The sequence below is a fragment of the Streptomyces sp. LS1784 genome, assembly GCF_020103755.1.
Taxonomy (GTDB): Bacteria; Actinomycetota; Actinomycetes; order Streptomycetales; family Streptomycetaceae; genus Kitasatospora.
The window spans coordinates 11,007-32,725 of record NZ_JAHSQD010000010.1 but is presented as its reverse complement, the minus strand read 5'-3'; the positions used below and the strand labels follow the sequence as shown (position 1 = coordinate 32,725).

16 protein-coding genes and 1 pseudogene are annotated in these 21,719 nt (G+C 72.2%); 12 read left to right on the top strand and 5 right to left on the bottom strand.

Annotation, left to right across the window (positions count from 1 at the left end; translation table 11 throughout):
* Positions 1-15: 15 nt before the first annotated feature.
* Positions 16-1,254, top strand: a complete 1,239-nt coding sequence (locus tag KS423_RS02950; protein WP_224274493.1) for a radical SAM protein — start codon at positions 16-18, stop codon at positions 1,252-1,254.
* 116 nt (positions 1,255-1,370) lie between these two features.
* On the opposite strand, the gene KS423_RS02945 is transcribed toward KS423_RS02950, so the two are convergent.
* Positions 1,371-1,958 carry a hypothetical protein gene (locus tag KS423_RS02945; RefSeq protein WP_224274491.1) on the bottom strand — a complete coding sequence of 196 codons (588 nt, stop codon included), beginning with the start codon at positions 1,956-1,958 and terminating at the stop codon, positions 1,371-1,373.
* A gap of 521 nt (positions 1,959-2,479) precedes the next feature.
* Here KS423_RS02945 and KS423_RS02940 point away from each other — a divergent pair.
* The 5 genes from KS423_RS02940 (at position 2,480) to KS423_RS02920 (ending at position 8,565) form a co-directional block, all read left to right on the top strand.
* Positions 2,480-3,826, top strand: a complete 1,347-nt coding sequence (locus KS423_RS02940; RefSeq protein WP_224274489.1) for a sugar ABC transporter substrate-binding protein — start codon at positions 2,480-2,482, stop codon at positions 3,824-3,826.
* Positions 3,823-4,743 carry a carbohydrate ABC transporter permease gene (locus KS423_RS02935; RefSeq protein ID WP_224274487.1) on the top strand — a complete coding sequence of 307 codons (921 nt, stop codon included), beginning with the start codon at positions 3,823-3,825 and terminating at the stop codon, positions 4,741-4,743. The genes KS423_RS02940 and KS423_RS02935 overlap by 4 nt, the downstream gene beginning before the upstream one ends.
* Positions 4,740-5,648 carry a carbohydrate ABC transporter permease gene (locus tag KS423_RS02930; protein ID WP_224274480.1) on the top strand — a complete coding sequence of 303 codons (909 nt, stop codon included), beginning with the start codon at positions 4,740-4,742 and terminating at the stop codon, positions 5,646-5,648. Before KS423_RS02935 ends, KS423_RS02930 begins: the two co-directional genes overlap by 4 nt.
* A gap of 2 nt (positions 5,649-5,650) precedes the next feature.
* Positions 5,651-7,414 carry a glycoside hydrolase family 36 protein gene (locus KS423_RS02925; RefSeq protein WP_224274478.1) on the top strand — a complete coding sequence of 588 codons (1,764 nt, stop codon included), beginning with the start codon at positions 5,651-5,653 and terminating at the stop codon, positions 7,412-7,414.
* Positions 7,415-7,479: 65 nt separating this feature from the next.
* Positions 7,480-8,565 carry a LacI family DNA-binding transcriptional regulator gene (locus KS423_RS02920; RefSeq protein WP_224274476.1) on the top strand — a complete coding sequence of 362 codons (1,086 nt, stop codon included), beginning with the start codon at positions 7,480-7,482 and terminating at the stop codon, positions 8,563-8,565.
* On the opposite strand, the gene KS423_RS02915 is transcribed toward KS423_RS02920, so the two are convergent.
* Complete coding sequence (locus tag KS423_RS02915; protein WP_224274474.1) at positions 8,562-9,389, bottom strand: DeoR/GlpR family DNA-binding transcription regulator; 828 nt, start codon at positions 9,387-9,389, stop codon at positions 8,562-8,564. The two genes, KS423_RS02920 and KS423_RS02915, sit on opposite strands and share 4 nt — an antisense overlap.
* A gap of 105 nt (positions 9,390-9,494) precedes the next feature.
* Between KS423_RS02915 and galT the strand changes: the two genes are divergently transcribed.
* Positions 9,495-10,601, top strand: coding sequence for a galactose-1-phosphate uridylyltransferase (galT, locus tag KS423_RS02910; RefSeq protein WP_224274473.1), 1,107 nt, complete (start codon positions 9,495-9,497; stop codon positions 10,599-10,601).
* The gene (galK, locus tag KS423_RS02905) at positions 10,598-11,725 is read left to right on the top strand and encodes a galactokinase (RefSeq protein WP_224274471.1); all 1,128 of its coding nucleotides are present in this window, start codon (positions 10,598-10,600) and stop codon (positions 11,723-11,725) included. Before galT ends, galK begins: the two co-directional genes overlap by 4 nt.
* A gap of 1 nt (position 11,726) precedes the next feature.
* Here galK and KS423_RS02900 read toward each other — a convergent pair.
* Positions 11,727-12,434: pseudogene (locus KS423_RS02900) on the bottom strand (NADPH-dependent F420 reductase); the annotation flags it as partial.
* 109 nt (positions 12,435-12,543) lie between these two features.
* Between KS423_RS02900 and KS423_RS02895 the strand changes: the two are divergent.
* Positions 12,544-13,332 (top strand): SDR family NAD(P)-dependent oxidoreductase, encoded by a 789-nt coding sequence (locus tag KS423_RS02895; RefSeq protein WP_224274468.1) that lies wholly within the window; start codon positions 12,544-12,546, stop codon positions 13,330-13,332.
* A 73-nt stretch (positions 13,333-13,405) separates the two neighbouring features.
* Positions 13,406-14,242 carry a helix-turn-helix domain-containing protein gene (locus tag KS423_RS02890; RefSeq protein ID WP_224274466.1) on the top strand — a complete coding sequence of 279 codons (837 nt, stop codon included), beginning with the start codon at positions 13,406-13,408 and terminating at the stop codon, positions 14,240-14,242.
* Here KS423_RS02890 and KS423_RS02885 read toward each other — a convergent pair.
* Both KS423_RS02885 and KS423_RS02880 read right to left on the bottom strand, forming a co-directional pair.
* A complete protein-coding gene (locus KS423_RS02885) occupies positions 14,170-14,583 on the bottom strand; it encodes a tetratricopeptide repeat protein (RefSeq protein WP_224274464.1) in 414 nt (137 codons plus the stop codon). The two genes, KS423_RS02890 and KS423_RS02885, sit on opposite strands and share 73 nt — an antisense overlap.
* A 107-nt stretch (positions 14,584-14,690) precedes the next feature.
* A complete protein-coding gene (locus KS423_RS02880; protein WP_224274463.1) occupies positions 14,691-15,311 on the bottom strand; it encodes an L-threonylcarbamoyladenylate synthase in 621 nt (206 codons plus the stop codon).
* A 94-nt stretch (positions 15,312-15,405) separates the two neighbouring features.
* On the opposite strand from KS423_RS02880, the gene KS423_RS02875 reads away from it, so the two are divergent.
* Entirely contained in the window at positions 15,406-16,263 is an 858-nt protein-coding gene (locus KS423_RS02875; RefSeq protein WP_224274461.1) for a cytochrome P450, read from the top strand.
* Positions 16,264-16,915: 652 nt separating this feature from the next.
* Entirely contained in the window at positions 16,916-21,493 is a 4,578-nt protein-coding gene (locus KS423_RS02870; RefSeq protein ID WP_224274460.1) for an ATP-binding protein, read from the top strand.
* Positions 21,494-21,719: the final 226 nt, after the last annotated feature.

The following is a 21,719-nucleotide window of genomic DNA, read 5'->3' as shown; positions in this document are numbered from 1 at the left end:
CCTGGAGAGCATCCCATGTCCACCCGGCAGCACGTGGAGATCCTGCCCCCGCACCCGTTGCGGGCCGGCTACGACAGGTCCCTGGAGCGCGGATCGACAGCCGACGACTTCCAACGGCGCCTGGAGCCGGCCAACTTCAACCCGGTCTACCTCGGCGCCCTGGCCGAGCGGGTCGAACAGGCCCTGTGCGAGGACCCGGCGGACGAGACCATGCGGTGGCGCCTGGCGTTCCTGCTGCTCCAGAACAACGCCACCGCGGCCGCCGTCGAACGGGCCGAGGAACTGCTCACCGGTGCCACCCTCCCACAGGCCCGGCGCCTGGCACACCTCGTGGCCGGGATCCGCAGCCGGGCCGGCCGGTCGCGTACGGGCCGTCGCGTCCGGCGGGTCAACTGGTCGATCAACAACCGTTGCCCGATGTCCTGCCAGGGCTGCTACAACCCGTTCGCCGCGGAGCAGATCGACCTCGCCCAGGCCCGGCGGATCGTCGGGAAGCTGGCCGCGCACGGCACCAGCGACCTGGTCCTGGCCGGCGGCGACCCGCTGCTGTGGCCGCCGATCTTCGACGTGGTCGACCACGCCGTCGAGGTCGGCCTCAAGGTCGGCCTGGACACCACCGGCTACACGCTCACCGCCGAGAAGCTCGCCCGGCTGCGGGGGCTTTCCTCGCTGCGGCTGCCGCTGGACGCCGCCACCGCGGACGTGCAGCGCGCCTTCCGCCGCAGCCCGGACGACGACCTCCTCCGAGCACTCCTGGACTCCCTCGCCCTGTGCGACGCCGAGGGCTTCGACCGGGTGCGGGTGCACACCGTGGCGAGCGCCGAGAACCTCCACCAGCTGCCCGAGCTCGCCGCCGAGATCATGTCCCACCCCTCGGTCGCCCAGTGGGTGATCTTCCAGTGGTGGGGCCGCCGGGCGTCGCCGGCCACGGTCCGCAGGCTCGGGGTGGCGGTGGAGGACGTCCGCGCGGTCGTGGAGGGGATCCGGCGCGACCACCCGGGCCGGGAGATCCACCTCGCGGAGAGCAGCGAACGGGAGCTGCTGAACTGGATGATCCAGTCGAGCGGGCAGGTCGTCACCTTCGGGTCGGGCGCGGAGGAGGAGTTCATCCTGGGCAACCTCCTGACCGACGAGGTCGAGGAGATCCTGACCCACCCGATCCTGGACTTCGAGGCGATGTCCCGCGGGATTCCGGTCACCCCGGGGACGGTCTTCCCCCGTGCCGACGGGGCCGTGCTGCCGGCGGAGGACTGAACCCGCTCCTTCGCCCTCCTTCGATGGGGGCCGTGACGCGCGACAGCGCGCTCCCGGAACGGGTGCGCCGCCGGCAGGCACCACGTGCTGTGCGGTGCCTGCCGGCGGCGATCGGATCAGGCGGCGAGCAGGTACCAGCCCCCGAGGCCGCTGCACATGCTCGCGTTGTAGGTGCCAGCGCGGAAGCCGGCCGGGACGGGCTGGTAGGGGCACATGTACTCGCCGACGCGGGCCAGTTGCTGGTACCACGAGCCGATGTTGCCGCAGCCGGAGTTCATGTGGCCGGTGAGCACGTAGCCGGGCGGGATCGGCGAACCGGCACAGGTGTACTGGCCGTCGCGGGCCAGCTCCAGGAACCAGTAGTCGATGCCGCTGCAGCCGGTGGCGTTGTGGAGGGTGATCACGTAGCCGGGGGGAATCGGCGAGGTGGCGCAGGTCCAGATGCCGTTCTGCACGGGCTGGATGTACCAGGCACCGGCGTTGTTGCACCCGCTCGGCTGACGCTGGGTGATCACGTAGCCGGCAGGTATGGGCGTACCGGGACAGACCCACCCGGGCGACGCCTGGACGGCGGCGACCGGTGCCGCCACCGGTGCCGCCACCGGTGCCGCACCGGCCGTGCCGGCGGCTGCGCCGGTGAGGACGGCCACCAGCAGGGTGACCACCCCCGCCGCGGCGGCGAGCCGGCCCCGGACTGCCGCCATCCATGAACGACCGAGCACGTGGCGATACTTGATGTTCACTTCTCACCGGTCCAATCGACGGGTCCGCGAAGCGCCGCGCGAGGGCCGTGCGGCGCCGTGCTGCGGAGCTGGACCGACCCTAGTCGGACAAACGGCGGGTCGGTCGGCGCCGGAAAGATACATGACAAACCTGGCCGGAAACCGTTCCGGGATCCACCGGTCACTGTCCGTCCCTGCGGAGAGTGCGAGGGCGGGCCGCCGGGACGGCCTGCCGACCGGCCCGGCGCCGGGCCGGCTGACGAGGTCGATCCCCTGGCTGATAACGGAACGGTTGCGGAGCCCGCCCTTCCCGTGCCCGGGGCTTGACGGCACGGGGAGGGCGGGCGTTTGCTGTGTCCGCTCGTTGGAACCTGTTTGGTTCTGGTTTGTTTTGTGTGTTTGAACGTTCAAACCGTGTCGGACCACCCCAGCCGCACCCGCCACACCAACCCCACCCCCTTCGCATCACAGCCTTCCGGCGCCACCCCACCGAGAGGAATGCAATGTCACACCTTTCCCGTCGCGACCTTCTCCGCGCATCCGGAGCCGGCCTGCTGGCCGTCGCCGCCGGCGGCACCCTCGCGGCCTGCGGCGGCGGCTCCGGCTCGGGAGGCGCCTCCGGTGGGGACGCCGACACCGGCACGATCACCGTCTGGTCCTGGGCCACCGCCGCCGACGCCCTGCGCGGGATCGTCCCGGCCTTCGAGAAGGACAACCCGGGGATCAAGGTCGACGTCCAGGACATCGGCGAGCCCGCCATCTGGGACAAGATCACCGTCGGCATGGCGGCCGGCGGCCAGGGCCTCGGCGACGTGCTGCACATCGGCTGTGACTACCTGCCCGGCTACATGGAGAAGTTCCCCGGTGGCCTGGCCGACCTCTCCTCGTTCGGTGCCGACGCGCACAAGGACAAGTTCGCCAAGGGGCTGTGGCCGGTCGTCTCCGGCAAGGACGGCCACGCCTACGCACTGCCCTGGGAGGTCAACCCGCTCGGCTTCTTCTACCGCAAGGACTACTTCGACAAGGCGGGCATCGACCCCGAGTCCCTCGCCACCTGGGACGACCTGCTGGCCGTCGCCGACCGCTTCAAGGCCGCCAACCCCGGCATCGCCCTGATCGGTCTCAACCGGGCCGCCAACCCCACCCCCGACCTGGACTTCCTCCAGTCCCTGATGCAGCTCCAGGGCGCCTTCTACTTCGACCTCCAGGGCAAGATCACCGTCGGCTCGGAGGCGGCCGTCCGCGCCCTGACCATCGTCAAGCGGCTGGACGAGGCCGGGCTGATCGGCGACACCCCCGGTGTCCAGAGCTGGCCGCCCGTGATGAAGACCGGCAAGCTCGCGGTGGCCGCGATGCCCGCCTGGGTCGCGCACTACCTGGAGAAGAAGTTCCCCGACCAGAGCGGCAACTGGCGGCTCACCAAGCCCCCGGCGGTCACCCCCGGCGGCAAGCGCACCGCCCTGGTCAACTCCACCCACCTGGCCGTCGCCTCCTCCAGCCCGCGCCGCCGCGCCGCCTGGAAGTTCGTCGAGTACGCCGTCACCCGCCCCGCCTCGGTGAACGCCATGTTCAACGCGGGCGGTGTCTTCCCGGCCCTCACCGAGGCCTACACCGACCCGCTGTACGCCGCGCCGAGCGCCTACTACGGCGGCCAGCCGGTGCTCAAGACCTTCGCCGACCTCGCCACCGACGGCGGCGACCCCACCAACTACTCCGGCGACTACGCCCGCGCCCTCAAGCTCGTCAGCGACGCCCAGGTCAAGGTCCTCCTCAAGGGCGCCGACCCGGCCGCGGTCCTCCAGGACGCCGCCAAGCAGCTCGCCCAGCAGACCGGGCGCGGGATCGCATGAGTGCCGCCAGCCCGCCCGCCGCCTCCACGAGAGCATCCGCAGGGCTCCGCCGGGCCCGCCGGCGCCGCGCCGCCGTGCCGTACCTGCTGCTCGCCCCCGCCCTGATCACCTTCGGCGTGTTCAAGGCCTACCCGGTCATCGACTCGCTGCTGCTGTCCTTCACCACCGGCTCCGGCTCTGCGACCCACAACGCCGGTATCGCCAACTACCGGCGCCTGCTGGACGATCCGCTGTTCTGGACGGCCCTGCGCAACACCGGTGAGATCCTCATCGTGCAGGTCCCGCTGATGCTCGGACTGGCCCTGCTGATGGCCGTCGGCATCAACTCCGCGCTGGTGCGCTGGCGTACGGTGTGGCGGCTCGGCGTCTTCATGCCCTCGGTCACCGGCCTCGTCGCCACCGGCGTGATGTTCGCCTACCTGCTCAAGGGCGACGACGGCGCGGTCAACTGGCTGCTGAACGCCGTCGGCCTGCCCTCCGTCGACTGGCTGGGCCAGCCCGTCTGGGCCCGGATGGCCGTCGTCCTGGTGCTCACCTGGCACTACACCGGCTACAACGCCGTCATCTACCTCGCCGGACTCCAGTCCATCCCGAGGGAGTTGTACGAGGCCGCGATGGTCGACGGCGCCGGACCGATCCGCCGCTTCACCTCCATCACCGTCCCCGCGCTGCGCCCGGTGCTGCTGTTCACGGTCGTGCTCTCGACCATCGGCACGCTCCAGCTCTTCGACGAGCCGTACGTGCTGACCGGCGGCGGGCCGGACAACGCCACCCTGACCGTCTCCATGTACCTGTACCAGAACGGTTTCCGGTACTTCGACTTCGGCTACGCCTCCGCCATCGCCTACGCGCTCACCCTGCTCGTGTCGGTGCTCGGCGCCGCCCAGATGCGCCTGATGGGAGAGCGCGAGAAGTGACCTCCAAGACCGTGACCTCCGAGACCGTGACCTCCCAGGGCGCGCCCGCCAGGAACAGCGCGCCCCGCAAGAAGAACGCGACCCTCAAGAAGCTGCGCGGCTGGCCGCTGACCTTCTTCCTCGCCGGCATCACCGGGCTGTCGATCGCCCCCTTCTACTGGCTCGTGGTCTCCTCCACCCGCAAGGACACCGAGGTGTTCGACTGGCCGCCGAAGCTGCTGCCCGGCGGGGCCCTCGGCGAGAACCTGAGCCATCTGGAGCAGAAGATCGGTCTGCTCCGGGTGCTCGGAAACTCCCTGCTGGTGGCCGGAGTCCAGACGCTGGGTGCCCTCGTCGTGGCGCTGCTCGCGGGCTACGCCTTCGCCAAGTTCCGCTTCCGCGGCCGCACCCTGCTCTTCGCCCTGCTGCTCTCCACCCTCGTGGTGCCCGAACAGGTCGTGCTGGTGCCGCTGTTCAAGATGATGATGGAATTCGGCCTGCTGGACACCTACCAGGCGCTGATCCTGCCCGGCCTGTGCGTGCCCTTCGCCATCTTCCTGATGCGGCAGTCGCTGAGCAGCCTGCCGGACGAACTCCTGGACGCCGCCCGGGTCGACGGCGCGGGCGAACTGCGGGTGCTGTTCAGCGTGGTGGTGCCGGTCATGCGGCCGGTGCTGGCGGCGCTGTCGATCTTCCTCTTCCTGGGCTCCTGGAACCAGTTCGTCTGGCCGCTGATCGCCCTGCGCAGCCCCGAGATGCACACCCTGCCGGTCGCCCTGGCGACGCTGCACGGCAACAAGTCCAACACCGACTACGGCGCGATCCTCTCCGGCACCGCGCTGTCCACCCTGCCGATGATGGTCCTCTTCCTGGTCCTCCAGCGGCAGTTCATCTCCGGCCTGCTGGCCGGCGCCACGAAGGGCTGAGCATGACCGAGAGCACGAGCGGCACGACGAGCACCGCCACGACCGGCACGAGCACGGCCGAGGTCTGGGAGCCGCACGCCCCCACCGCCGCCGGCGGCCTGCGCCCGCTGTACGCCGAGGGCCTGGACCTGCGGGTGAGCGGGACGGGCACGGCCCAGGGCATCGCCGACGGGGTCGTGGAGGTGACCGCCGAGGGCGCGGGCGAGGTGCGGATCGAATGGCGGGTGCCCTGCGTCGACGCCACCGCCCTGTGGACCCCCGAACCGCGCGGCACCGGCTGGCTGCCCGCCGCCTGGAGCGCCCCGCGCCGCACCTCGCTGGCCAACGGCGCGCCGATCGCCGCGCTGGTCGGCACCGGGGATGTCGCCCTGTGCGCCTTCGCCGCCGGGCGCCCGGACGTGCTGGCCGGGGCCGGGGTGGTCGAGGAGACCGGCGAGTTCCGGTTCTGGGCCCAGGCCACCGACCGGCTCACCGTCCGGATCGACACCTCCCGCCGGCACTTCGGCCGCGCCCTGGCCGACCTCGCCGCCTGGTGGGGCGAGGGCCGCACGGCCGACATCCCGGAGGCCGCCCGCCGCCCCGCCTACTCCACCTGGTACTCGATGCACCAGGACATCACGCCCAAGGGCGTCGAGACCCAGGCCGCGCTCGGCAAGGAGCTGGGCCTGGACGTCATCATCGTGGACGACGGCTGGATGACGGCCGACCGCACCCGCGGCTACGCCCACTGCGGCGACTGGGAGCCGGTCTCGCTGCCCGACACCGCCGCCCACGTCCAGCGGGTGCACGACCTGGGTGTGCGCTACATGCTCTGGTACGCGCTGCCGTTCATCGGCAAGGACAGCGCCGCGTACCGGCAGATCGGCCACCACGTGCTGGCCGACGCCGCCCACATGGGCGCGATCGTCGCCGACCCGCGCCAGCCCGAGGTCCGGGCCTTCCTCACCGACCGGCTCGCCCGGGCCGTCGAGAAGTGGGGAATGGACGGCCTCAAGGTGGACTTCGTCGACTGGTTCGCCCGCGTCGACGCCCCGCCGGCCGGCCCCGGCGCGGACTGCGAGAGCGTGGACGAGGGCGTGGAGCGGCTGCTCGCCGAGATCCGCCGCCGGATCACCGCCGCCGACCCGGAGGCGATGATCGAGCACCGCCAGCCGTACGTCAGCCCCGGCCTGTGGCCGTACGCCACCATGATCCGCGCCACCGACTGCCCGCTCAGCCCGCAGGAGAACCGGCAGCGGACCATCGACGTGCGGCTGGCCGCCGGGCCCGTCCCGGTCCATGCCGACATGCTGATGTGGCACCAGGGCGAGCCGGCCGAGCAGGTCGCCTGCCACCTGATCAACGTGCTGTTCTCGGTGCCGCAGGTCTCCGTCGACCTCGCCACCCAGACCGAGGCCCAGCGCGAGGCCATCGCCTTCTGGCTCGGCGTCTTCCGTGAGCACACCGCCACCCTCCAGCTCGGCGAACTGCTCCCGGCCCGCCCGGACCTCGGCTACCCGATGGTCACCGCGCGCGGCACCGGCACCGTGGCCGTCGCCCGCTACGCCGCGCTGCCGGTCGACGCCTCCGGCGACGACTGGCGCACCCTGCTGGTGGCCAACGCCGACGCCGACCCGGACGTCCGGCTCACCGGCGGCCGCGGACAGGCGGCGGTGACCGTGCAGGACGCCCGGGGGCGTATCGTCCGGCAGGTCGAGGTCGAGCTGGACCGGGCGGACACGATCGCCGTGCCGCGCGGCGGGCTGCTGACCCTGCGCCGAGCCTGACCCGCTCGGGGCGCCGGACCGGCGCCGGCACCCGTCCTGAGCCCCGACCACCCCTGGAGAACCGCATGCCCGAGGGACCGCGCCGGCCGCGCCGCGGCGCCACCACGATCGAGGAGGTCGCCCGGGCGGCCGGGGTCTCCCGGCAGACCGTCTCCAACGCGCTCAACGCACCGCAGCGGGTGCGCCCGGAGACGCTGGAGCGGGTGAACGCGGCGATCCGCGAACTCGGCTACCAGCCCGACCAGTCGGCCCGCTCGCTGCGCAGCGGCGCCCGGCGCACCATCGGCTACCTCGCCCCGGTGGACGACCCGCTCGACCCCAACCCGCTGATGGCCGGCTTCCTGGAGGCCCTGGTCGACGCGGCCGGGGCGGCCGGGCAGCGGGTGCTGCTGTTCCGGCCGGGGCAGGGCACGGCCGACCCGGTGGCCGCGATCGACGAACTGGTGGCGGCCCGTCAGGTGGACGGGCTGGTGCTGGCGGACGTGCTGCACGAGGACGTCCGGATCGCCCATGTGGCCCGGCTCGGCGTCCCGTTCGTCAGCTTCGGGCGGACCGGGCCGGGAGTGCCGCAGCACTGGGTGGACATCGGCAACGAGGCGGCGATGGCCGAGGTGGTGAGGCACCTCGCGGCACTCGGCCACCGCCGGATCGGCTACCTCGGGGCCGCCGAGGAGCTGCCCTGGATGGCGGCGCGGCGGGCCGGGTTCCTGACCGAGGCGCGGCGCCTGGGCCTGTCCGCGGTGGCGACGGGCGGTGCGGAGACGGCCGCGGCGGGCTCCGTGGTGGCGTCCGTGAGGGCGCTGCTGCGCGGGCCCGACCGGCCGACCGCCTTCGCGGCCGGCAGCGACCTGCTGGCGTTGGACCTGTCCGAGGCCGTCCGGGCGGAGGGGCTGGTGGTCGGGCCGGGCGGGGTGGCCGTCACCGGGTTCCACGACACGCCGCTCTGCCGCCACCTCCACCCCGCGCTGACCTCGGTCCGGCTGCCGCTGCGGACGATCGCCGCGGCGCTGGTCGGCCGGCTGCTGGACCAGGTGCGCGGGGAGGCGACGCCGGCGCAGGGGCTGGAGCTGCCCACCGAGCTGGTGGTGCGGGGGAGTTCGGGCCGGTCCGGCGGGGCGCAGCGATCCGGCTGGTCGGGCTGGTTCGGTTAGCCGGGCCGGTTCGCGGGGTCCGTCGTCGGTGCCACGATCAGCTCGCCGACCAGCCGCGCGGCGGCCGCCCGCTGCTCGGCGGGCAGGGCGTCGTCGGTGACCAGGATGTCCAGCTGGTCCAGGTCGGCGAAGGAGGCCAGGCCGACCGCGTTCCACTTGGTGTGGTCGGCCACCACGACCACCCGGTGGGCCGAGCGGAGGAAGGTGCGGTTGGTCTCCGCCTCGGCCAGGTTCGGGGTGGTCAGCCCGGCCTCGGGGGAGAGGCCGTGGCAGCCCAGGATCAGCAGGTTGACGTGCAGGGAACGGATCGCCTGGTCGGCCACCGGCCCGACCAGGGCGTCCGAGGGGGTCCGTACGCCACCGGTGCGGATCACCGTGGCGGTGGCGGGGGTGCCGTCCTCGGCGGGTTGTTCCAGCAGCTCGGCGATCCGCAGCGAGTTGGTCACCACGGTGAGTCCCTCGACCCCGCGCAGGTGCCGGGCCACCGCGAAGGTGGTCGTCCCGCCGGCCAGCCCGACCGCCGAACCCGGCGGCACGAGCGCGGCGGCGGCCAGGGCGATCGCGTCCTTGGCGGGCAGCTCCCAGTTCGCCTTGGTCTCGAACCCGGGCTCGCCGGTGGCGGGAGCGTCGACCCGTACCGCGCCGCCGTGCACCTTGTGCACCAGGCCGCGGCGGGCCAGTGCGTCCAGGTCGCGCCGGACCGTCATGTCGGAGACCCCGAGGTCGCGGACCAGTTCGGTGACCCGGACCCCACCGCGCGCGCGGATCTGCTCCAGGATCAGCACACGACGCTGTCCGGCGAGCGGTTGGGCGCTGTCAGCCATCGGGAAGCCCTCCTCCGACCACTTCCATGAGTGGTCCTGGTGGATAATGTTTGAGATTGTAGCTTTCTGTTGATTCCAATGGCTTCACTCAGAGGAAGAAGGGCCATGCCCGGGACGTCCCTGACCCAGCCCACCGTCAGGACCGTGAACACCCTCGCGGACGGTCGGCAGCTGATCTACTACGACAGCGGTGCCGCCGCCCCCCGGTGCGCGGTGGACGAACGGCCGCTCGACCCGCAGACCCCCGGGTCCGAGGTCCGGCTGGACCCGGCCACCGGCGACTGGGTCACCATCGCAGCCCACCGCCAGGCGCGCACCTACCAGCCGCCGGCCGAGGAGTGCCCGCTCTGCCCGTCCCGGGACGGGCGGCTCAGTGAGATCCCGGCCGAGGACTACCAGGTGGCCGTCTTCGAGAACCGCTTCCCCTCACTGGCCGGCCCGCCCGCCGAGCCCCTCCGGGCGGCCGAGGGCCTGTGGACCAGCGGCCCCGGCGCCGGGCGCTGCGAGGTGGTCTGCTTCACCGCCGACCACGAGGCCTCCTTCGCCGACCTCACCCCCGAACGCGCCCGGCTGGTCCTGGACGCCTGGACCGACCGCACCGCCGAACTCACCGCGCAGCCCGGCGTGCGGCAGGTCTACTGCTTCGAGAACCGCGGCGCCGAGATCGGCGTCACCCTCGCCCACCCGCACGGCCAGATCTACGCCCTGCCCTTCACCACCCCGCGCACCGCCCGGATGGCCGCCCGCGCCGCCGAACACCGCGCCACCACCGGCCGCAACCTCTTCGACGACCTGCTCGCCGCCGAACGCGCCCACGGCGACCGCGTCGTCCTCGCCGGGACGCACTGGACCGCCTTCGTCCCGTTCGCCGCCCGCTGGCCGTACGAGGTGCACCTGTACCCGCACCGCCGGGTGCCCGACCTGACCGCCCTGGACGCCGAGCAGCGGGACGAATTCCCTTCCCTCTACCTGGAGTTGCTGCGCCGCTTCGACCGGCTCTTCGGCGCCGGCCGCACCCCGTACATCTCCGCCTGGCACCAGGCGCCCGCCGGGCAGCGGGACGAACTCGCCCTGCACCTGGAGCTGTTCACCATCCGCCGCACCGCCGACAAGCTCAAGTACCTGGCCGGGGTGGAGTCCGGCATGGATGCCTTCGTCAACGACGTCACCCCCGAGGACGCGGCCCGCCGGCTGCGGGAGGTCGCCGCATGAACACGTTCGCGCAGCTGTACGGCGGGCCGTCCGAGGGGGAGTGGGCCGCCCCCGGCCGGGTGAACCTGATCGGCGAACACACCGACTACAACCTCGGGTTCGTCCTCCCGATCGCCCTGCCGCAGACCGTCCGCGCCGAGGCCGCCCGCCGGACGGACGGGCTGCTGCGGCTCTGGTCCGCCCAGGGCGGTGAGCTCGTCGCGCTCCGGGTCGAGGACCTCGCCCCGGGCTCCGTGCCCGGCTGGGCCGGCTACCCGGCCGGGGTGGCGTGGGCGCTGCGCGAGGCCGGGCACCAGGTCGGCGGGGCGGACCTCCGGCTGGACAGCGACGTGCCCAGCGGCGCCGGGCTCTCCTCCTCGGCCGCACTGGAGTGCGTCGTCGCCGCCGCGTACAACGACCTGTACGGTCTGGGGCTCCCGGCCGCGGAGCTGGCGGTGCTGGCGCAGCGGGCCGAGAACGCCTTCGTCGGTGTGCCCTGCGGGATCATGGACCAGATGGCCTCGATGTGCTGCCACCCCGGGGCCGCACTGTTCCTGGACAGCAGGGACCTGTCGATGCGTCAGGTGCCGGTCGACCTCGCGGGCGCGGGCCTCGCCCTGCTGGTCCTGGACACCCGGGTGAAGCACGACCTCGGGGACGGCGCCTACGCCGCGCTGCGGGCCGGCTGCGAACGTGCCGCCGCCCTGCTCGGGCTGCCCGCGCTGCGCTCGCTCCAGCCGTCCGGGCTGGATGACGCGCTCGCCCGACTCCCTTCGGAACTGGTTCCGCTGGTGCGGCACGTGGTCACCGAGAACGCCCGGGTGGAGGCCGCCGTCGCCCGACTGGACGCCGGCGACCCCGCCGCGCTCGGCCCGATCCTCACGGCCGGGCACGCCTCGCTGCGCGACGACTACCGGGTCTCCTGCCCGGAGACCGACCTCGCCGTCGAGGCCGCCCTGGCCGCCGGCGCCCACGGCGCGCGGATGACCGGCGGCGGCTTCGGCGGCTCGGTCATCGCCCTGGTGGACGCCGACGCGGCCGAGCACGTCGCCGCCGAGGTCACCGCCGCGTTCCGCACGGCCGGGTACGCCGAGCCGCGCACCCTCACCGCCGTCCCGGCGGAGGGGGCGCGCCGGCTCCGGTGACTCAGGCCCGGTGGGCGGCCGGGCGCTCCGGGGAGGCCTCCGCGAGCGCCCGGGTCACCGCCTCGGTGCCGGCACGCAGCCCGTACACCGGGGTGGCCGGCTGCTGGCGCCAGGACTCGTCGATCCCGCCCGCGTCCACGGTGTCGAAGCCCAGCTCGTCCACCAGCGCACGGACCACCCGCTTCGCCGCCTCGTCGTCCGACGCGACCGGCACGGCGATCCGCTCAGGATCGCCCGCCGGGCGCGGGCGCTCCAGCAGGTCCTGCGCGTAGGTGCCGTTGAACACCTTCACCACCCTGTGGCCGAGGTGCTGCTCCGTCCACCGGCTCTCGGTGAGACCGCCGTCCTCGATCGCGTCGATCCGGCCGTCGCGCTCCTTCGGGTAGTAGTTGCCGGTGTCGATCACCGCGACGCCCTCGGCGGCGCCGTCCAGCAGCCCGGCGGGCAGGTCCGGCACGTTCTTCAGCGGCACCGTCACCACCACGACCTGCGCCCCCCGGGCGGCCTCGGCGACCGTCACCGCCTTCGCCCCGGTCTCGTCGACCAGCGCCTTGAGCGTCTCCGGGCCACGGGAGTTGGCCACCGATACCTCGTGCCCCAGCGCCGTCAGCCGACGCGTCAGGTTGCCGCCGATGTTGCCCGCGCCGATGATGCCGATCTTCATGTGAAGTCCCTCTTCGCGAGTGCCGTATTGGACCGTCGCCTTGGCCCAACCACCCGTTGACCGCCCCGATTCCCGGTCGGCAGGGTGGTTTTCCCGGACCTACGGTCGAAGCGGGTCTGGTACCGCCCCGGCGTGCGTCGCGAGGGTGAACGCCATGAGCCACACTTCCTCCCACTCCACCGTCCTCGCAGACTCCACCGTCCTCGTCACCGGCGGTACCAGCGGCATGGGCCTCGCCACCGCCCGCCACCTCCTCGGCACCGGCACCCGGGTCGTCGTCACCGGCCGCGACGACGCCCGCCTCGCCCGCGCCGCGGAACAGCTCGACGCCGGCGACCGGCTGCTCACCGTCCGCGCCGACGCCTCCGTACCGGCGGACCTCGCCCGGCTGGCCGACACCGTACGGGAGCGGTACGGCCGCCTCGACGGCGTCTTCGCCAACGCGGGCGTGGCCGGCTTCCAGCCGGTCGGGGACGTGACGGAGGCCGAGTTCGACCGGGTCGTCGCCACCAACCTCAAGGGCGTGTTCTTCACCGTCCAGCACGCCCTGCCGCTGTTGGACGCCGCCGGCGGCGGCTCGGTCGTCCTCAACGCCTCCTGGACCCCGCACCGCGGTCTGCCCGGCGCCGCCGTCTACGCCGCCACCAAGGCCGCCGTCCTCAGCCTGGCCCGCACGCTCGGCAGCGAACTGGCCGGGCGCGGCATCCGGGTCAACTCGGTCAGCCCCGGCTACATCGTCACCGAGATGTTCCACGCGGCCGTCCCGGACCCGGCCGACCACGAGCCGATCCGCGGCCACGTCCCGCTCGGCCGGCTCGGCACCGCCGAGGACGTCGCGCAGGCCGTCGCCTTCCTGCTCTCCGAGCGCTCCTCGTACATCACCGGACAGGACATCGTGATCGACGGCGGGCTCGTCCCGGCCTTCCCGTCCCTCACCGGCTGACCGCCCGGCTCCGCCGTGCCTGGTCCTGGCAGGGCCAGGCACGGCGGGACTCGTCCGGGTGACAATCCGTTCCGTGAACCCGAGCAGCGCCCTGAGCGAATTCCTCCGCACCCGTCGTGCCGGCCTGCGGCCCGAGGACGTCGACCTCCCCGACTACGGTGGCCGGCGCCGGGTCGCCGGGCTGCGCCGCGAGGAACTCGCCCACCTCGCCGGGGTCAGCGTCGACTACTACACCCGTCTCGAACAGGGCCGCGTCGGCAACCCGTCCGACGCCGTCCTCGACGCCGTCGCCCGCGCCCTGCGCCTGGCCCCCGACGAGTCCGGCCACCTCCACCGCCTCGCCCGCCCCGCGGCCCGGGCCCGCCGTTCCGTCGCCCGCCAGCAGCCGCGCCCCTCCCTGCTGCACCTGCTGGAACAGCTCGACCACACCCCGGCGGTGGTGATGGGCCACCGGATGGACGTCCTGGCCTGGAACCGTGCCGCCGTGGCGTTGTTCGGCGACTACGGCGCCCTGCCCGTCGAGGACCGCAACATCGCCCGGATCACCTTCCTGGACCCGGCCTCCCGCGAGCTCTACGCGGACTGGGCGGGCTGCGCCCGGGAGAACGTCGCCTTCCTCCACCTGGAAGCCGGCCGCCGCCCCGACGACCCGCTGCTCGCCGAACTGGTCGGTCGACTCTGCCTGGGCAGCGAGGAGTTCCGGCACATGTGGGCGGACCACCCGGTCGCCGACAAGACCTCGGGCAGGAAGTCCTTCCGACACCCCCTCGCCGGCACCCTCGACCTCGCCTACGACACCCTCCGCCCGGCCGACGACCCCGGCCAGGCCCTGGTCACCTACACCGCCGACCCGGGCTCGCCCTCGGACGACGGGCTGCGGCTGCTGCTGTCCTGGGCGGCCTCGGGCTGAGGACCGCCGGCGACTTCGAGCAGGTTCGCCCTCGCCGGCACGGTGTCCGGATGGTCCGGTCCGAGGACGCGGTCAAGGTCCGCCACTGCCTGGCGGACCATCTCCACCGCTTCATCCGGGCGTCCGGCGTTCCAGTAGACGGCGGCGAGGTCGTGGCGGGCCATCAGGGTGTCGGGGTGGTCGGTGTCGACGAGGTGCCGGCGGTCGGCGAGGACCTGTTCCTGGAGGCGGACGGCTTCGTCGGTGCGTCCGGCCTCGACTACGGTCAGCTCGCGCGCCTGGAACGTGCTGCCGTTGACCGTGCTGTTGTCGATGCCGTTCCTGACCTGCCAGCCCTGCACCTGCTCGCCCCCACCGCCCGGCGTGTCGAATGGCCTCCACCATGGAAGGCTCAGCCGCCCTCGTTGATCCGTCGTGCGGTCGCCGCTCCGCGGGTGTGCCCGGTCCGTCACTCGAAGCGGGCGGGGTCGCCGGCCCCGCGCCGGACGATCTCCGGTCCGCCGCCCGAGAAGTCGACGACCGTCGTCGGTTCCGTGCCGCAGTCGCCCGAATCCACCACGGCGTCCAGCACGTGGTCGAGCCGCTCCTTGATCTCCCACCCCTGGGTCATCGGTTCGTCCTCGCCGGGGAGGACCAGGGTGCTGGAGACCAGGGGCTCACCGAGTTCGGTGAGCAGGGCCCTGGTGACGGTGTGGTCGGGGATCCTGACGCCGACCGTCTTCTTCTTCGGGTGCATCAGGCGGCGCGGAACCTCCTTGGTGGCAGGGAGGATGAAGGTGTAGCTGCCCGGTGTCGCGGCCTTGACGGCGCGGAAGACGTTGTTGTCGAGTTGGACGAACTGCCCCAGCTGCGCGAAGTCCACGCACATCAGAGTGAAGTGGTGGCGCTCGTCGAGGCGCCGGATCGACCGGATCCGTTCGAGGCCGTCGCGGTTGTCCAACCGGCAGCCCAGGGCGAAACAGGAGTCGGTCGGGTACGCGATGAGGGCCCCGGACCGCAGACTGGCCGCCACGGTGCTGATGGTGCGCGGCTGGGGGGACTCTGGGTGCACGTCGAAGTACTTCGCCATTGGCCGACCCTACGGGATCCCGGCCACCGATCGGCGCAGCCGCGGCATCCCGCGTCCTGGTGGGCCGCTGGGGCGCGGCGTACGGTCGGTCGGTATGGGCTTCGACCAGGCGCGGGCGAACCGGATCTTCCTCCCCGACACGTACGCCGAGGGCGTGCCGTACGACCTGTTCCGCGAGCTGCGGGCCGAAGCACCGGTCTGCTGGGTGAAGGAACCGGCGGTGGGGGACTGGCCGACCGGGCCCGGCTACTGGGCGGTGCTGGGGCACGCGGACGTGAAGCACGTGCTGCGCAGCCCGGAGGACTTCTCCTCACGCCTCGGCGCGACCCAGATCAGGGACCCCGACACGCCGACCGACCTGGCCTTCGCCCGCACGATGATGCTCAACCAGGACCCGCCCGACCACTCCCGGCTGCGCCGGATCGTCGCCGCGGCGTTCACCCCGCGTGCGCTGGCGGAGCTGGCGGAGGCGGTCGACGGCCGGGTGCGGGAGCTGGTCGAGGAGGTGCGGCCGGCCGGTCGCGCGGACTTCGTCCCGCTCGCGGCCGACCTGCCGGTGTGGACGCTGGCCCGGGTGATGGGGGTGCCGGAGCAGGACCGGCGGTTGCTGCTGGACTGGGCGAACCGGGTGATCGGCTACCAGGACGCCGACTACGCCCACTCCAGCACCGTCGATCCGGACGCGCTCACCGACCTCGGCCGTGCCTCGCTCGCCCACCGCCCCACCATCCGGACCGGCCCGGACGGCCGCCCGGTCAACCCCCGCTCCCGCGCCGCCCTGGCGGACATGTTCGCCTACGCCCACGGCCTGGCCAGGCGGCCCGCGCCGGGCGGCCTGTTCTCCCGGGCGCTCGAAGCGGGGCTGACGGCCGAGGAGTTCGAGACGATGTTCTTCCTCTTCGCCGTAGTCAAGCGGACACCCGAACATGGTTCGAACTTAGCTTATAAATAAGAGAGTTGACTCATGACTGCGTTGGTGATCGGCAGTGGCCGACCAGTCGTGGCGGCGAGGCCCAACGTAGGCGCATGGCGACCGAGGACGTCGCTCACCGTCGCCAGGACCTGAGCGACTACTGGTACGGCGGCCCTGAGTGGCACAACAAGTGCGCCATCGAGATCTTCCCCTTCCGCAGTTCCACCGATTCGATGACGCGGGCGGGCGCAGCCCCCTGGCCCGGGATGCCGTCGACGAGGAGATGCAGAAGATCGTTGAGCAGTCCGGCATCTATTCATTTGAGAGCTGCGCTTCGATTTCGCGAAGTCGATTCGGCCCGCGGGGGTGGACTCGATGGGACAATCGCGTGGCGCTCCTTGCAGCGCGAGCACTAGCATCCGCCACTGACACGCAGTGTTCCTCCTCGAGCGAATCCGGCCGAGTTCACCGCCATCCGTCGTCCCCTCCCTGCCTGGGGCCCAGGCTCCCGGATCGTGTATGGCTGCGGATGGCTCGATCCATGAACCGTCAGACACATGGCTGAATTTGAATGGCCGCAGTTCAAGGCTTCGGTCCTGTGCGGATGCTGTCCGTACACCAGCACAGGGCAGAGGGGATCAGTGTGGTCATCGGCGGGAGCGACGAGCTGGCTGCGGCTGTACGAGCGTTGTTGACCGACGCGGAGGTCGATCCGGGCGTCGAGGCGCGGACACCCAACGAGGCCGCCCGAGCCGTCAGCCTGTTCAACGAGGGCCTTCGCGAGGGCCCGGGTGTCCTACGGCAGGTGGCGGAGCGTGCGCAGCTGGGCGCCGAGACGATCTCCTCAGACCGCCTGCAGGTGCTCTCTGAGATGGTGCAGAACGCCGACGATGCCGGAGCTCGCGACGTTCGTCTCCACTGGCGGCCGACCGAGCTCCTGATCGGTCACAATGGCAGTGGCCTGCGACTGGCCGACATCCTGCGCCTCGGACTGCCGTGGCTCAGCGGCAAGAGCCTGGACGCCGATGCCACCGGCCGCTTCGGCATCGGCCTCGCGACGCTCCGACTCCTCTCGACCTCCTGGGAGGTGCACGGGAACCCGTACCACGTCCGGTTCGCCGATGTAACCCTTGCCCCAGCTGACCCCCCAAGGCTGCCGCCGGACCTTTCGGACCCTGAGTGGACGGTCTTCCGCATCCCACTTGAGCCCGGTGCCCTGTCTGCAGAAGCCCTCTTCTCCTGGTTCGAGAGCTGGCAAGACAGTTCCCTCCTGTTCTTGCGCCATGTTGAGCAGGTAACGGTGCTGGCCGACGGATCCGCCGGTGCGACCGCCACCAGGGTGCTGCGGCTCAGCTGGCACGACGCTGCGACGCTGCGCCTTCCGATGGGTAAGGCTGACTGTGACGTCCGGGTCAGGGAGGCCCGCACCTCTGACGGCAAGTCCTGGCGTGTCTATGACACCTTGGTCCCCACTGAGGGCGGATGGCAGCGCCTGCACAAGAAGCTCGGCCCGACCGTTCCGGTGGCCGTGGCGCTGCCGCTGTACGAGGCGGCGACCGGGAGCGTCCATGCTGGCTTGCCAGTCGCACCGCTTGCCGCCGCAGCCCGGGTGCACTCTCAATTCGACCCGGTCGTCAGCCGCGAGGGCTTCGCCGCGAGCTCATTGAACACGGCACTGGTCCCGGTTGTCGCCGACCTCTGGCAGGCAGCGGTGCTCGACGTCCTCGCGCGGGTGGATCCGTCAGCCTGGCATCTGCTGCCGCTGCCCGAACTGGCCGCCCCGGACCGCGCCGGGCTCCCGGGCCATCTCCGGGCCGCCTTCCTGGAGCGGGCGCGGGATCAAGTGGCCACCGTGCTCACCCTGCGGGTCCCGGCCGGAGCGGTTGTCCCGCTCGCGGACCTGGCTGTCGAGGCAGAGGAGCTCTCCGGGGTGATCTCGGAGCGGGACACCGCCCGTCTGGCGGGGCTGGAGTACACCTTCCCCCACCTCGCCCGCGACAGAGCCGGGCGCTGGCGCGAGGTGCTGGCCGACTGGCGGGACGACGGCAGCGCGCGACTCACGGACGAGGTCGAGGTCAGGGATGCACTCGGGCTACTCCAACTGCCCACGTACGCCATCGACCGGACTGTCCGCCTCACAGCCGTAGCCCTCGCCGCAGGCCTGGACTACCTGGTGATCCATAGGTCCTGCCTCGCCACCGCCGACGGTCGCCGGCTGGCCCCGTCGAGTGCCGAGTACGCCATCGCCCACAGTGAGGGCACCGGACCGCTGGACCCCGTGGGCATCCTCTGCGACCTGCATCCCGCCTACTGGGCCGACGACGACGCGGCCCGACGGGTGGTCACCTGGCTCCGCCAACGCAACCGCCTGGTGCGGCGTGACGACACGGCCGCCATCCTCCGCCGCATTGCTCAACTCGGAGCGGCTGGCGGCCGTTTGCCGACCACGGGCGCCTCAGGAACCGAGCAGCTCGTCCTGCTCCAGCGGGCACTCGGCGAGCTGCCGAAGGCCGAGCGCGACAAACTGGGCCCAGACATCGGGCGGACCGTCGAGCTCGATGCGTACGAATACGGCCCGGGCGGGGAGGAGAAGACGTGCCAGGGCCCGCCGAACCAGCTCTATTTGTCCCAACCCCTGGAGAGCACCGACGGTGACCGGTTCGCGGTCGCCGCGCGGAGGACCACCGGCCTGCTCTGGGCACACCGCTCCTACGCCAAGACACTGCTCCCCGCCTCGCAGAGCGGGGGCCTCAGCCGGACGGCGTTCCTGCGCCTGCTGGGCGTGGCGGACGTCCCCCGCCTCGCCCCGATTCTGCTTGACCCCCCGGCCGTGAAGACTTACGAGTCGCGGGACAGGCGTTCTGGGCTCTTCCGCGGGGTCATCCTCTCGACCGACGCCCGCGGGCGGAGGATGCGGGAGCTCCGAGCCGACTACACCCTGGACGATCGGATCTCGGGGGACCTGGACCGGGTTGTCAGGGACATCAGCGCGGAGCGCGACGTCACCGAACGGCGGCGGCGCACGGCCGCACTGCTCCAGACGCTGGGTCGCCCAGGAATGCTCACCAGCCCCGACCACGCGGTGGTCCAAGCGGCCAACGCTTACCACGGCTGGACCCTACGCGGTCCGATCCCTGCGCTCTGGGTCTGGCGACTGAGGGCCGCAGCCTGGCTGGAGGACGCAGGCGGCACCCTGCGACGCCCCGGGGAGCTTCAGCTGCGTACCCCGGATGCCGTGGCGCTGTACGGACAGGACGAGCCGAACTACCTGCACCCGGAGCTCCAGCGCGCTCTCTCCAACCGGGTGGAGGTGCTCACCGCCCTGGGGGTGTCCGGTGATCCGAGTGTGTCCCAGCTGATCGACCGGCTAGAACAATTGCGCAAGCGTGTGTTGCCCGCTGGGCCGGAGGGGGAGGAGCTCAGGGCCGAGGTCTACCTGGTCTACCGCGCGCTTGCCCGACGGCTGACCGAGCGCGCTGCGGACACTCCCCGCGCGCAGGTTGAGCAGGAGATCACGACAGCCTTCCAAGGTTGGAAGGACCTCGTCCTCACCGACCTGGGCTGGCGCAGCCCCGGCGCCTGCTTCCGGGGCGCGACCATCCTGCACGGCCTGCGCCCGTTCGTTCCGACCGGGAGCGAACTGCTGCCGCTCTGGCAGACCCTGGGCATCAAAGAACCCGGCCCCGGAGACCTGGTCGACGTGCTCAAGGAGCTCGCAGCCGACGGAGGGCCACTCGGCGAGGAGCAGGAGCGGGTGATGCTTGAGGCACTGCGGTCGCTGAACCAGACCGTCACGAGCGCTGGTACGGCCATGACCCCAGGCCTGCGGCAGAAGCTGCGCTGGCTGCCGCTGTGGACCAGCGCGGGCTGGGTCAAGCGGCCGCCGGTCTACGCCGTCGTCTCACACCGCTCGGTCGAACGGGCACTCGCCGACCGCATCCCGATCTGGCAGCCCGGTGGGGAACTGGAGCAGTTCACCGGCCTGCTCGGGCTGCTCGGCGTGCAACGGCTGGACGCTGCCTCCGCCGCGGTCGTCGATCCGGCCGGCGCGGTACCCGATCTGCACCTCACCGAGAGCTTCGGCCACGCGGTCCACGGCCTGCAGGACCGACTCGTCCGGGACGAGCCAGCAGCTGCCGCCGGATTTGCCGAGTGGACTTGGCTCGCCGACCTGGAGGTCCGCATCCTGCCCGGACTGCGCATCCGGCTCGACCCAGGCGAGGGCCGGGACCCGCTGGAGGTCCCGATCGGTGCCCACATCGATCGCACGGCCAACGCACTGTTCCTGTCTTCCCCAGGGGAGTTGCGCACCCGCCTGGGCGCCGGGTCCGCCGTGGCCTGCCAATTCTCCGGCGCGCGCGCCCAGGTTGCACACCGCTGGCGGGACTTCTGGGAGGAGGACGAGGCGGCCACCGTGTCTACCGTGCCGCTCACCTCCGCCGGGCAGCGGGACTTCGAGGCGCGGCGGCGGCGGGACGAAGTGCTGCGCGACCGCGACCGGAAGGCAGCAGAGGCCACACCCTCCGCGCCGCCCGTCCCTTCGCCGCAGCCCGCAACGGGCGCCCGGCGTCACCAGACGAAGCCCACCGCGCCCCTACCCTCTCCCCGGCCCGCCGCCGACAACCTGCCGTCGGCGGTGCCTTTGACACCACCGACGCCGCCAAGGCCAGATCCCGCGGCGGTCTCGGCGACCCCGCGCCAGCTGGTCAACGTCGAAGGGCTCGGCAAGCCCACCGTCACCCGAACCACGCCTTCACCTGGCGGTGCGATGCGGGCCGCTCGGACGCACCGCCCGACGGCCAGCCGTTCCGCCGACCTGTCGAAGCCCAGAACAGGCGGTGCCGTGCCCCGCGAGCTGTCCGCACCGCTTGGCTACCAGGACCGCTGCAAGGAGAAGCTGGTCCTGCAACTTCTCGCATCCGTCCTCGGCGAGGACGCTCGAAAGCTCGACCAGCGCGGCAAACACGGTGTCGGGGCCGATGCAGTCGACAGCGCTGGCCGCTACTACGAGATCAAGGCGCACGGCGGCCCCCGCCCGAACGAGGTCACCCTCACCAGCGCCGAGTTCCTTCGCGCCCAGGAGCAGCGGGAGAGCTACGTCCTAATCCTGGCCGAGTATCTAGAGGAGGGCAGCGGCGGCAACCCGACGCTGCTGATGATCAGCGACCCACTGGGTCAGTTTGATGTGGAGCCCGTGTCGGACGTCCGTCTCAAGGGCCTACGCGGCGCCGACGCCGAGGTGACCATCTGTGAGTGGCGAGAGAGCTGACCAGAGCAGGTCTGTCTGCTCGCTGTGCAGGTGAGGTCGGGAGGTGTCGGTCCTGTGCCGGTCGCTGGATGAGAGAGGAGGCAGGGGCGGTAGTCGCCTCCCGCCCCGGGCTAACCCGGCTCGAGGACGAGTGCTGGCAGGGTCGCGACACCGGTGAGATGCATACGATTTCTCAGCCCACCGGTGTCGCGAAGCCACGAAATGGTGGGCTGCGCTCTCTGAAGAC